We start from the raw sequence: 13450 nt of genomic DNA on the forward strand, positions 1-13450 counted from the left end.
TTACAAACACTCCTTTAAAAATTTACTATATTAATCTTCATCACCATAAAAATACTTCTTCAACGCTTGATACCGCTTATAATATTCCTGCTCCCGTTTATTATCTCGCGGTTTATAGTATTCCCTATTTTCCAATTTTTCTGGTAAATACTTTTGGTGTGCCACCTGATGTGGTTCATTAAATGGATTAATCATATCCCCACCGCCAGTTAATTCTACCGAATGTTTATAGTGAGAATCACGTAAATAACTTGGCATTGGGTACATTTGATTAGGTTTTTCGCCATCAACCGCTGCCCGTTCATATGACTTCCAAGCTGAATCTGATTTTGGAGCTAAGCACAAAGTGATCGTGGCATAGGCTAGATTTGTTGATGCCCGGGGAAGTCCGATTTCTTGCGCTGTCTGACAAGCAAGGACTGCCGTATCCACTGCACTTGGTGAAGCCAATCCAATACACATATAAGCAGCATCGCGGATTCTTCTGATGGCCGATTCAAGATCACCTGATTTTAAAATGACACTTAAATAATATAAAGCCGCATCAGTATCTGAACCGATAATTGCATAGTTAAAAGCACTCAAATAATCATAGTGATAAGTGGTATCTTTATCAAAAGCAAAATGCTGATTTTTAGCAAATTCAATGATCTGCTCATGAGTTAAGTCTTTTCCATACATCGCAAAAAGCGTTTCTAAAATATTTAACGAGACTCTCACATCCCCATTAGCCGAGTTTCCAATCATTTTCGCTGATTCATCATCTAGCTCAAACTTAAAAATATCTTTGGCAGTTCTTTTTAAAACAATCATGATATCTTTAGTTTGGACCGGTTTCATTTCAAATATTTCACAGCGTGATCTGACGGCTGGATTAATGGTAATGATTGGATTTTCAGTCGTCGTTCCAACTAACATAATTTGACCAGATTCTAAAAATGGCAACAAAAAGTCTTGAACTGGTTTAGTCAGACGATGAATTTCATCAAGTTGTAGGATAAACGACTCATTTTCATGCTGATTAACTATTTTTTGTAAGTCTGCCTTATTATTAATACTGGCGTTATAACTTTCTAATGGTAACTCCAGCATATTAGACATGACATATGCCAACGTAGATTTCCCAGTACCAGGCGGACCCCAAAGAATCAGCGAGATTGGGATTTTCTTGTCGATTATTTGACGTAAGGGCTTCCCCGGCTCTAACAACTGCTGCTGTCCAACAATCTGGTCAATAGTTTTGGGACGCATAGCATCAGCAAGCGGTTGATGAATTTTATTTTTATTAAATAAAGAGAGTGATTCTTGTGACATTATTACTCCTACTTAATGGCAAAGGATAAACGAATTATTTTTAAACTAATTAGATTAGTATAATATTTTAGCATCTTAATAGCTAGAATGGCGAAAAAAGGAGTCGTCAGATTGAAAATTCAATCTAGCGACTCCTTTTGTTATTGTTAGTCTTCAGGACTATCTTTATCATCTGGGTTTAACGGTTTAATTTTATAAACATCCTGACTAGGACGATTAACAATCTTTCGTTGTACCAAATAATTATCAATTTGCTTATAAATGAATAATGGGGAAATCTCTTGTACCACATCACTAAATTCCAGACCAAACCATTTAATTGGCGAAGCAGTAATATTTTGTAAGAAAATTCGTTCCCGAATCATATGACGATCAATTGGTTTGATTTCATCGTTATATACCAAATCATTTGGCATTTCTTTAATAATAACAAACTTAAAGTTCCCAATTTTTCGATTCTTCTCAGTCGTAAATTTTGGTACCTGATTCTGAATCAAACCTTGGCTAACTAAATTATCAACAATTTGATGCAAGTATGAACTGATATTTTGATTCTTTTTAAACCCAAGATACAATTGCACATTAACCATGTTATCAGTACCCATCATATCAATCGTATAATTACTTTCGTATGGAACATCCGTTTCATTCACAGATACAAACCAATACACTTGGGCCCGTTTTGGATCTTCATCCAAAATTGAATACATAACATTTCGTTTGATTTTATATCCATCATGCATCTTCGTCATGTAAACCAAGTTAGTTGCATACATAGGAATACTAACATCATTGCTCAGCTTTTTTAGTTGATCACGATATTCAGTAACATCTACAAATTCACTTTCTTGGTCGTAACGTTCCCGCGCTTTGTTTCCAAAGTACCAAATCCACATTACGTACAAAATAGCTAACATGATAATCAAGGTAATGTATCCACCGTGAACGAACTTGACACAACTGGCAATGAAAAAGACCATTTCAATCAAGCCAAAGAACAATCCAATTGGCAAAGCCCATTTGAGCCCAAATTTCTTTTGCAAGTACGAAAACAATAAAACCGTGGTCATCAGCATCGTAATCGTAATCGCTAAACCATAAGCAGCTTCCATTTTTTCCGAGCTGCCAAAGTACCAAACAACACTAATGGTAATCGCACATAAAATCCAGTTAACCGTAGCAATATAAATCTGACTTCTGGTATTACCAGGGTGTTTAATTACCATTCTAGGTAGCAATTTAAGTCCCATTGCTTCCGATACCAATGTGTATGAACCTGTAATCAATGCTTGGGACGCAATAATCGCAGCTAATGTTGCAATTACCATCCCAAAAATCATCCAAGTACTAGGCAACATGCCATAAAATGGATTAATACTCTTAAATTGACTAACAAAGTTACCACTATGAGCGTTATTGATAATCCAAGCACCTTGACCTAAATAATTTAAGGTTAAAGCTAAATAAACAAACGGCCAGGTCATGCGAATATTAGCTTTTCCAACGTGTCCCATGTCAGAATACAATGCCTCTGCACCAGTTGTAGCTAGGAATACACTCCCTAAAATAAAAATCCCGGCTTTATTAGACGGACTAAAGAGCGTTTCAATTGCTTTCAATGGCGATAGAGCTGCAATAATCTGGGGATATGACACAATATTCATGACTCCAGTCACTCCCAGAAACAGGAACCAGATGACCATAATCGGTCCTAAAAACTTTCCAATCGCTGCCGTCCCAAAGCGCTGTACAAAAAAGATCACCAATAAAATAATGGTCGTAATAATCAAGACCTCATGCTGATCAATTCCCAAATGCTGGGTTTTCAAACCTTCTACTGCAGATGAAACCGTAACGGCAGGTGTCAACGTTCCATCAGCTAAGATAGATGCTCCCCCAATTAACGCCGGAATAATCAGCCATTTGGCATTCTTTTTTACTAAGGCATAAAGCGAGAAAATTCCACCTTCACCATGGTTACCAGCGTTCATTGCCAAAATAACGTATTTAAAAGTAGTAATAATCATCAAAGTCCAAAAAATCAGCGATATTGAACCAGTCACATAGGCTGGATTAATATTAACCGGAGATTTATCATCGTTTAATACTGCATTCATAACGTATAGTGGCGAAGTTCCAATATCACCATATACAATTCCAATGGCAATAATCATTCCTGCCAACGTGATTTTATTAGTATTATTTTTCATGATTCCTCCAAATGTAAAAACACTTTCCGTTTTTACATTAATTTCATATTAACTTAGGAAATAACGTCCCAATGATACATTGTGTATCTTACCACGCTGAGTTGCAAGAAGTTTTTATAACTCATTCCATTCTGATTTAAACTCTTCAACAAACCGTTGCATATAAACTTTACGTGAATAGGCAATATGTTGCGCCGTGCGCGTATTCATTTCGTCAGCCACCTTAAATAATTTTTCGTAAAAATGATTAATGGTCGTTTCTTTCTCTCGATATTCTTTTTTAGTCATATGGCGTCGAGGTCGAATCTTTGGATCGTACATTGGAGCACCATGAACTGCGCCATAAGCAAATGCACGGGCAATCCCAATCGCCCCAATTGAATCAAGTCGATCAGCATCTTGCACAATTTTCCCCTCTTTAGTTAAAGGATATTGTTCATCTAAATTATCAGCAAAAGACATATGATCAATAATATCCATCACTTGTTCAATCTCGGCTTGTGAATAACCGAATTCGCTTAATTTTTCCAATACCTCTGTCCGCTTTTTTACTGGGTCAGCACATAACTTATCATCAAAAACATCATGCAGATAAGCAGCCGTGAGAGCAATTTCACCATTAGCAGGTTCATCAGTCAAAATCCTTAAAACCAGATTAATCACTCGTTCAATGTGGTCGAAACCATGACCGGAATGGTCATCGGCCATCATTTCTTGTGAGTATTTCTGAACTTGTGTTAATTTATTATTCATTTTAAGTTACCCCTTTTATTAGTACATATTACAATTTTAGCCTAAAAAAAGACCGTCGTATATAAATACGGCAGTCTTTTAAAACTCTAAAAATTTAAATTATTTTTGTTTAAATTTAGGAAATTTCCAATTATACTTACCAAACAATCTAATCATTGCTGGTACAAAAATCATTCGAACTAGAAATGCATCAAAGAAGACCCCAAATGATAGCATAATCCCAATCGACTTAATCGTTGGATCAGGGGAAAGAATAAAACTTCCAAAAACTGCAATCATGATTAAAGCAGCCGTAATAATCACAGGACCGCTAGTTTTAATCCCAACTTTGACCGAATACTCATTATCATGAGTAGCTAAATATTCTTCCCTAATTCTGGAAACCATAAACACTTCATAATCCATCGCTAATCCAAACAAAACCCCAATTGCAATTACGGGTAAGAACGCCAAAACTGGTGCTCCCACGCTAATTCCAAAGAGTGATTTTAAGAAACCATCTTGAATAACGAGCGTTACCATCCCAAAGGAAGCCAGTAGCGATAAACCAAATCCAACCATAGCAACTAATGGAATTACGAAGGAACGAAAAACAATCATTAAGAGAACAAACGCCAACAACATAACTAAGGTTGCAAATACTGGAATTGCTTTATTAAGTTTTTCTGTAATGTCAATATTAACTGCATTGCTACCAGATAAAATAATCTTAGAATGTAAATCGCTTTGATTGTCCTTAGAATAACTGTTAATTTCTTTAGCTAAGTTTTCGGTTCGAGCTGATGCTGGCCCAGTCTTTGGAATTACCACCAGCATCGCATAATTATGATTATTGCTCATTTGTACAGGACTCATAACTGCTTTTTTCATCTTAGCTTTTACTTGGTTTTGATATTCATCCGTTGCTTGTTTCATTAAAGCCTGCTGTTGGGTTGAACTCATTTGTGGATTTTGCTGCATTGCAGTCATCATCCGTTGTTTAACGTAAGTTTCTCCATCAGCTTTAACTTGAGCTTGATATGCTTTTGATTGAAATTTCTTGAGAGCCGCTTTGTTTTCCATCGGCACAATCATCGAAACATCTTTCATGTTATTAATTTTATGAATTATTCTTTTAATTGCCTTTTCTTTTTCGGTGTTACTAGTACCTTTATCAAATTCGATGATTCCGATTAATTGCGAGTTGGTACCAGCCCCAAATTTATCGGTCATCATATCATACGCTTGACGTTTCGTATTGTTGGTAGGTAATGCACCATCATATGGCATTCCTAAACGCATATGCATCGAAGGAATTGCCATCCCTAATAAAATCACAACTGCTAAAATAGCAGAAATTAATGGTCGATGGGCAATCATATTCGTAAACCAGCCGGACCTTTTAACTTTGGACTCAGTAGAAACCTTTTCTGGTTTAATAAACTTATGTCCTAATGAAATTAAGGCTGGTAAAAATGTTAACGCTGAAAGAACTGAAAAAATCACACTAACTGCAGCTGCTAATCCCATCTGCGTTAAAAAGTCGATACCGATAATGCTCAAGCCAGCTACTGCAATGATAACAGTGACTCCAGCAAATAGTACTGATGATCCAGCACTGGCCAACGCTGCCCCCATAGCAGCGCCAGGCGTATCATGCTTGTTTAATTCAGTACGATAACGGTGCACAATAAATAGAGCATAGTCAATTCCAACTGCTAAACTCAACATCACCGAAAGCGTCTTTGCAACATCTGTTACCGTAAAAAAGTTAGTTCCAACTGTGATCAAAATCAAACCGGTTCCTAATCCGACTAAAGCACTAATGATTGGCATTCCAGCTGTGATAAATGATCTAAATAAAATCATTAACAAAATAAAGGCAATCGCAATTCCGACAATTTCTGATAAGCCGCCAATATCAGTTTTAACGATATTAACTGTCCCATTAAAGGCAACCTTTAAATTTTGTTGCTTCAAGTGATTAAAGTGACTCTTAACATTATTAATCGATTTATCAGGTACTAACCTAGCATCCTTTTTAAAAGTAATTTGAACATAAGTTGTTGATTTATCTTTACTAATGGCTTGGGTCTGATAAGGATCGCTAATGGTTTTAATCCCATTAGTTCCCTTTAGCTCATTAATCTGTTTAGAAATATCTTGTTTTGTTTTTTTCTTAGTAATATCGCCCTTGTCGCCTTGTAAAACAACATTCATGGTTCCTGCGGACAGATTGCGATGAAATTCATGTTTGATAGTCTTTTGCACATCGGTCGAAGGAATTCCGCTAATTTTTAAATTTTGTTCAAAATTACTTCCTAAGTGAACCAATGATCCCACAAATATAACTAAAATTACTAACCAACCTAACAGTGTTTTCCACTTATTTTGGAAAATCCACTGTCCAAGTTTATTCAACCAATTCTTCATTTTTCAACCTCCATCATTTATTCATGGTACTTATTCTAATCAGTTTAAATTAATATTAAATGTTTAAATATGATACAATGCACATAAAATATGCATTGTATAGGAAGTGTTGATTTGAGTGATTTAAGAAAAATCAGAACCGATAAATTCATTATGGAAAGTTTTAGTAATTTGCTACAAAAAAAGGCTTTTGGTGATATCACGATTACAGAAATTGTAAAACATGCCATGATTCATCGTAATACCTTTTACCAACACTATGTTGATAAATACGATTTATTGGAAGAATTTATTACTCGGCAAATTATCGATAGTGACTTGCAACTAGATGAATTCAAAATCGCTCCTTTTCGTAATTTTTATAACGTATTTATGAGTAACGCTACTTTAAAAACAATTCTCTCTCGACAATCCACTGATAATCAGTTTAGTAATATTTTACCCAAAACTTTTGCTAATTCTTTTGTAAAAAAGAATGACGGAGATTATGATATTCTTTGGTATCTAGGTCGTTTTGCTGCCGTACTTGGTTGGAATGAATTAAATGACCAACATTATTCATTGGAAAGTAATTATGATTACTTAGATCACATCTATCAAACCAAAAAATTCCCACCTCATTAAATTTACTATTGTAAAATTCATTGAGATAGGATATATTTTAGATAAATTAAATAATACTTCTTCGGGGCAGGGTGAAATTCCCAACCGACGGTAACGATTAACATCGAAGTCCGTGACCCGCGTTAAGCGGTTGATCTAGTGAAAATCTAGAACCGACAGTATAGTCTGGATGGGAGAAGAAGTCTTAATTGAATTAGTTTACCTAATTATCAACTCCGTTAGAGTTGCTATATTTAGGTTATCTTTCAGTTGGAAAATAAACGTATGCCCCGCAATTAACTTTGTGGGGCTTTTTTATTGGGGTGATTACAAATGGATATTCAAATAACTTAAAAATAATCGGCTAGTGCTGTTAATCTGCCCCGGTTATCAGGTAACGATGCCATCTAAATCTATCTTGTCCTGTTCGTATTTATTTTATGAGGTGATTATTTTGCAAATCAATAACAAAAAAACCAAAACTATGGTTTTAGTTTCAATTTTAGCAGCTTTAGCATATGCATTAATGTTTTTATCGTTTCCAATCATACCTTCCTTCTCTTTCTTAAAACTCGATTTTTCTGATTTGCCAATCTTAATCGGTTTGTTTATGGTTGGATCGTTGGGAGCCGTTGAAATTCTATTACTGAAATTATTTTTATATTGGATGACCATGGGCTTTTCAATTCCTGAATTAATCGGTCTTTCATCTTCTTTAATTGTTTCTTTAATTTTCATCTTAGTCTTTTATCTTTTCAGAAAAGATGTCGTAAAACATAGTTTAATTCGATTTTTACCTGTCCTCGTGGTAGCAGTTACCTTAGCAATTGTCATGAGTATTCTAAATTACTTTGTTTTTCTCCCTCTTTATATGAAAGCTTTTGGTTTTAACCTTGGAATTCCTTTGGCAAAGATTGTAGCACTCGGAGTTGCCCCTTTTAATTTAATTAAAGGACTAGTTGATGGAACCATCTTCATCTTAATTTTCAGTCGTTTAAAAAAAGCAAAATAAATTTTAAAAAGCATTTTCCAACTAATAACTGGAAAATGCTTTTTAAATTTATTTAACTTCATTTTCGAACGGCTTATCGTTAATAATTGCCAATACATCATTTAAACTAATTTCAACCATGTTTTTCACGGCCATATTAGTATAAAAACCGATATGTGGTGTAATCATAACGTTGGGCATCGCATGCAATGCATTAAAATTTTTATCTGGAATTGGACGTCCCTGCAAATCCTTATCAAAGATGGCTGCTTCACCTTCGATAGTATCAAGAGCTGCTCCAGCGATTTCCTTATTTTGCAACGCGTTAATCAAGTCTTCCGTTACCACAACTGGTCCACGAGATGCATTTACCAAAAAAGCATCTGGTTTCATCTGTTCTAAAGCATCAGCATCAATTAATCCCTTTGAGGTCTCGTTTAAATCCACGTGTAAATCAACGACATCAGCTTGCTTTAATAATTCATTTTTAGTATCGACATATGTTAAAACATCTTTTAATTCATTGTGATGAATTGGATCATAAGCAATCACATTGGCGCCTAGGGCATTAAATAAGCGTGCTGCTGTCCCGCCGATTCTTCCTGCTCCAATAATTCCAACTGTTAAAGTTCTTATTTCTCTAGCAATTGGTCCGCGTAATTTATAGTCGTTATTATCACTTCGCTTTTCAACAATTTCCAAGTTACGAATGAGGCGCATGGTTTGTGTCACCGACATTTCTGCAACTGAATGAGGGGAATATGCTGGAACATTGGTTACGACTAATCCAGCTGCTTTAGCCGCTGACAGATTAATTACATCTACCCCAGCTGTCCTAGTTGTAAGTTGTTTAATCCCCATTTTAGCTAACTGTGAGTAAATTTTAGAATTATCACTAATCGCTCCACGTTGCTGAATTACAATTCCATCATATCCCTCAGCCATTGTTACTGTCTCATTATGAAACTCATGATGAGTAGTGTCGACAATCACTTGATGATCAAAACTCCACTGTTTAATAGCCGGTTTTTCATCATCACGTACACTGTACATTAATATTTTAGTCATTTTCTTTCCTTTCTGTCGTTACATACTTACTGATGTTTTCCATAGCTCGTTGTAAGTTGTCCATCGAAGTCGCATAACTAATCCGAACGTATCCTTCTCCACCAGGTCCGAATGAACTACCAGGAACTACGGCAACTTTGGCTTTTCGAGCCAAATCGTAACTAAAATCCATACTATTTTGTATCAAATCTGCAGGTATTTTTGCAAAAATATAAAAAGCTCCATCTGGATTAGCAATCTCAAAACCTAATTCTTTCATTTTTCGATAAACAAAGTCACGACGCTTTTGGTATTCTGCTTTCATCACTGCTGCATCGTCCATTCCATTACCTAAAGCTTCAGCTGCTGCCGCCTGTGCATTTGTAGTTGTTGAAGTAATCGTAAACTGATCAATTTTTTCTAACTGACTGGTAATATCTTGAGGGGCTGCCATAATTCCAATTCTCCAACCCGTCATTGCATGTGATTTTGAAACTCCATTCAATAAAATGGTTTGTTCGGGTAAATATTTGGCAATTGAAACGTGTTTCTTATCATAAGTCAGCTCACTATATATTTCATCAGAAATAACAAAGATATCATGGTGTTTAATCACGTCCGCTATTTTTTTCAATTCGGCTTGATGATAAGTTTTTCCCGTTGGATTAGAAGGAAAGTTTAGAATAATTGCTTTCGTTTTAGGATGGGCTTTTAAATTTTGTTCTAACTGTTCCGGGGTCAGTACAAAGTTTGTTTTGGAGGTATCCATAAAAATTGGGGTAGCTCCTCGTAACATTGTTACTGGAAAATAAAGTGGAAAAATTGGCGTTGGAATCAAAACTTCATCGCCGGGATTTAAAATCGAGGTCAATGCAGTATAAATTCCCCCAGTTGCACCAGCAGTCATAATAATTTCCGTATCAGGATTATAATTTAAGTCATATTTACTTCGGAGAAAATGAGCAGCAGCATCACGTAACTTTTTAGTTCCTTTAGTTGGCGCATAGTGACTTTCATCTTCTTTGATACTTTTAATTGCCGCATTTTTGATGTGATCAGGAGTGGCAAAGTCCGGTTCACCGAGGGTTAATGAAATAATTCCAGGAATTTGGCTAACTTCATCATTGAATTTTAAAATTGATGATGGTGATAGTTGCAACATTTCTCGGTTCATTTTGTTTACTAAATTTTTTGTCATAATTAAGCTCCTTTAAAAATTAATTATTTGTAATCTAATTTCAAATCATCTGAAGTTTGAAAATGTAATTTGTCGGTGAAAATAAATCGACTTAGAAAGGCTAACCCAAGTGGGATGATAAAGAAGATTAAGCCAAGTATTACTAAATACATAATTGAGGCATGCGGATGGGCATCAAGATCTGCTAACGGTCCGACTAAACCCGATAACCCAAATCCAGCACTAACTGGAGTCCCTTTAACTCCTATTACAGCCCCTAAACCACCTAAAATTCCAGCATTAATTAGTGAAGGTAATAATAATTTTGGTTTAGAGAGAATGTTGGCCATTTGAATTTTAGGTGTCCCGATAAAATGAGAAAGGGTCGTTCCAAGTGAATTTGCTTTCGCTCCAGCAATTGCAACGGTAAATGCCAAAGCAACGATTCCTAAATTGGCAGATCCAGCTGCCATGCCGTTAATTCCAATTGCTGTTGCAATTCCAACCGAACTAAGTGGAGAAATCACTAATACTGCAAAACACATCCCGATTAGCACTCCCATTACTATGGGTTGTAATCCCGTTAAGTATTCAATTCCCATCCCAATTGCAGCGGTCAAATTATTAATTGGTTTTAACGTTAATAGGCCAATCCCGCCGCCAATTAATAAAGTTAACGTTGGTAATAATAAAATAGTGAAATCTTGTAATCGTTTCCCTAAAAACAAAATCAATAGGTAAGCCGCCACAATTGTGATTCCAATGTTTAAAACATTCCCGCTTCCATTAATAGTGATATTTCCATTGACAAATTTAGCATTCCCAGCTCCCACTGTGGCTGCTAGTGCTAACGAAGCCGTTTGAATGGGTGTAAACTTCGCTAACATTCCTGTGCAAACTGCTGTCATGGCAGGTAAAATCATCGCTGCCATCCCAGTTAGAGCTAAAATAATTCCTAATGCTGGTAATTGTCCAACAAACGGCTTAATAATTGCATTTAAAATAGCACCTGGAATTAAAGACACAATAATCCCAATCGACATTCCATTTAAAATAATTAACGTGTGTTTTTTAAGTTTACTTTTCATTTTCAAATTCTCCTTTTTTGTATAAAAAAATCCCAGTTAGTAACTGAATACTAACTGGGATTAAAAACACATTCGTTATTAGAAATAAACAACGACAATCTGTGATAAACCTAGTTAGTATCCTTACGGTATCTAACCAGGCAACCAAAATCACCTCACTTAGATACGCTATCATACCAAGCAAAGTAAAAATAGAAACTATTTTGATTTATCATGTGATTGTCCATTGCTATTTCTCCTCTTTTTTTATTGTTTTTATTAAACTACATCAATAATTATTTGTCAATCTATTTTTGAGAACGAATTTAGTAATCAAATCCTTTCTCATTGTATCTGTAACTTAATGAGACTAAAATAAAAAGCGAATAAATGTAATAATAGGAGTAAATAACTATGGAAAATGAACTTATTAAAGAACTTGATGAGTATAATCGTCATATTGGAAATGACAACTTAGTAGGTGTCAAAAAGATTTTTGAATATCAAAAACAACTTGAATTGTTTTGGAAATTAGCCAATGCAATCAACATTTATGATTTAAATGCCATTCAACTAAGTATTGAAAAACAAGTTGCTGATCACAAAGCAACTAACGAAAATCTAGTTTCCTTAAATACGAAATTAAGTGAAATGTTAGATGATGAATTTGATTTTGTTAAAATTGATGGAAAGATTTCGGAATTAAATAATCCAGACTCTATTTCTGCCCCAGATTTAGATACTTTGGATAAATTTACTAAACAATTAAAAAAATAAACTCTTTATCATAAACAATATATTTGGAGTTTTTCAAAAAGCTAAAAAAACAGAAATGAATGTAAGAATTCATTTCTGTTTTTTTATTTATTTTATTTCCTATAAGAAACTAACAACTTCCATCAAAATTGGAACTACAACTACGAATAATACCGTACTTGTAACAACTACATTAGTAGCGTAATCAACATCACCATGTGATTGACCAACCAAGATAGGCAAGACTGCTAAACCAGGTGCAGCAGACTGAATTACAAAAGTACTTAATTCAGGTGATGGAATTGAAGCACCAGTGTGTACGAATGTCATCAAAACCGCAATCATAATTGCAGGAGCAATCACGAAACGACCTAGTAAAGCAAGGACTGAATCACGATCAAAGTGAATTGAGTTCAAACCGGCATCGGCTAAAATAATACCAATGTAAATTAATGACAATGGAGTTACTAAGCCACCAACCATAGTAAAGGTATTACCAAGCATTGGGAATGATTCTGGTTGAACAATGAAAGTTACTGGCAAACCAAGAACTAACCATACTAAAGCTACAATGAAACCAATCAATGGAGCAGGAAGTAATTTCTTCCAATTAAATTTAGCATTTGATTTTTCACCCTTGGTCTTAGTAGGATCATCAGCAGAAATGAAGAAGATCCCGATTGCCCAAGTAGAAATAGTATTAATCAAGTAGTAAAGCAAGAAATAAGGAAGTCCAGCAGCACCGAACAATGCCATGTTCAAAGGCATTCCGATAAAGATGGTATTAGCATTAACGAACATGTTAATAAAAGTACCACGACGACCCTTTCTAATCTTGAAAATGTGAACCGCAGCGATTGCTACAATGTATCCCAATAAGAAACTTAAAAATACATAGAACAAACCACTTGATAAACTTAATAACTTATCACGATTCAAATTAGATACTACTGACATGAAAATTGAAACGGGTAAGGCAATATTCATAATAATAAATGAAATATTTCCTTTGAAAGTGTCGCCTAAGCGACCCGATTTACGAAGCCAATATCCTAACGCAATGACTAAAACGATTTCTCCAACACTAGACAACGAAGTCAAAAATGCTGTCATTATTGTC

11 protein-coding genes and 1 riboswitch are annotated in these 13450 nt (G+C 35.1%); of the genes, 3 read left to right on the forward strand and 8 right to left on the reverse strand.

What is annotated here, in order from left to right:
• Positions 1-30: 30 nt before the first annotated feature.
• The 4 genes from AC0GLR_RS06695 to AC0GLR_RS06710 all read right to left on the reverse strand — a co-directional run bounded on the left by AC0GLR_RS06695 (position 31) and on the right by AC0GLR_RS06710 (position 6689).
• The gene (locus AC0GLR_RS06695) at positions 31-1314 is read right to left on the reverse strand and encodes a replication-associated recombination protein A (protein WP_495604677.1); all 1284 of its coding nucleotides are present in this window, start codon (positions 1312-1314) and stop codon (positions 31-33) included.
• Between the two features lie 146 nt (positions 1315-1460).
• The gene (locus tag AC0GLR_RS06700; protein ID WP_495604678.1) at positions 1461-3524 is read right to left on the reverse strand and encodes a KUP/HAK/KT family potassium transporter; all 2064 of its coding nucleotides are present in this window, start codon (positions 3522-3524) and stop codon (positions 1461-1463) included.
• A gap of 114 nt (positions 3525-3638) precedes the next feature.
• Positions 3639-4277, reverse strand: coding sequence for an HD domain-containing protein (locus tag AC0GLR_RS06705; RefSeq protein WP_495604679.1), 639 nt, complete (start codon positions 4275-4277; stop codon positions 3639-3641).
• A gap of 99 nt (positions 4278-4376) precedes the next feature.
• A complete protein-coding gene (locus tag AC0GLR_RS06710) occupies positions 4377-6689 on the reverse strand; it encodes an MMPL family transporter (protein ID WP_495604680.1) in 2313 nt (770 codons plus the stop codon).
• A gap of 114 nt (positions 6690-6803) precedes the next feature.
• On the opposite strand from AC0GLR_RS06710, the gene AC0GLR_RS06715 reads away from it, so the two are divergent.
• Positions 6804-7313: a TetR family transcriptional regulator gene (locus AC0GLR_RS06715; RefSeq protein WP_495604681.1), complete on the forward strand. Its 510-nt coding sequence runs from the start codon at positions 6804-6806 to the stop codon at positions 7311-7313.
• 53 nt (positions 7314-7366) lie between these two features.
• Positions 7367-7498, forward strand: a riboswitch (FMN riboswitch).
• A gap of 248 nt (positions 7499-7746) precedes the next feature.
• The gene (locus tag AC0GLR_RS06720; protein ID WP_495604682.1) at positions 7747-8304 is read left to right on the forward strand and encodes an ECF transporter S component; all 558 of its coding nucleotides are present in this window, start codon (positions 7747-7749) and stop codon (positions 8302-8304) included.
• Positions 8305-8352: 48 nt separating this feature from the next.
• Here the strand turns inward: AC0GLR_RS06720 and AC0GLR_RS06725 are convergent, their stop codons facing one another.
• Genes AC0GLR_RS06725 through AC0GLR_RS06735 form a run of 3 tightly spaced genes read right to left on the reverse strand, consistent with a single transcriptional unit; the run spans position 8353 to position 11595 of the window.
• Positions 8353-9351 carry a D-2-hydroxyacid dehydrogenase gene (locus AC0GLR_RS06725; RefSeq protein ID WP_495604683.1) on the reverse strand — a complete coding sequence of 333 codons (999 nt, stop codon included), beginning with the start codon at positions 9349-9351 and terminating at the stop codon, positions 8353-8355.
• Entirely contained in the window at positions 9344-10528 is a 1185-nt protein-coding gene (locus AC0GLR_RS06730) for an aminotransferase class I/II-fold pyridoxal phosphate-dependent enzyme (protein WP_495604684.1), read from the reverse strand. The genes AC0GLR_RS06725 and AC0GLR_RS06730 overlap by 8 nt, the downstream gene beginning before the upstream one ends.
• A 23-nt stretch (positions 10529-10551) precedes the next feature.
• Positions 10552-11595 (reverse strand): PTS sugar transporter subunit IIC, encoded by a 1044-nt coding sequence (locus AC0GLR_RS06735; RefSeq protein WP_495604685.1) that lies wholly within the window; start codon positions 11593-11595, stop codon positions 10552-10554.
• Between the two features lie 393 nt (positions 11596-11988).
• Between AC0GLR_RS06735 and AC0GLR_RS06740 the strand changes: the two genes are divergently transcribed.
• Positions 11989-12351: a hypothetical protein gene (locus AC0GLR_RS06740; protein WP_495604686.1), complete on the forward strand. Its 363-nt coding sequence runs from the start codon at positions 11989-11991 to the stop codon at positions 12349-12351.
• A gap of 99 nt (positions 12352-12450) precedes the next feature.
• On the opposite strand, the gene AC0GLR_RS06745 is transcribed toward AC0GLR_RS06740, so the two are convergent.
• The gene (locus AC0GLR_RS06745; RefSeq protein ID WP_495604687.1) at positions 12451-13443 is read right to left on the reverse strand and encodes an AEC family transporter; all 993 of its coding nucleotides are present in this window, start codon (positions 13441-13443) and stop codon (positions 12451-12453) included.
• Between the last annotated feature and the right edge of the window lie 7 nt (positions 13444-13450).

It is taken from the genome of Fructilactobacillus sp. YLN 2412, assembly GCF_059488745.1.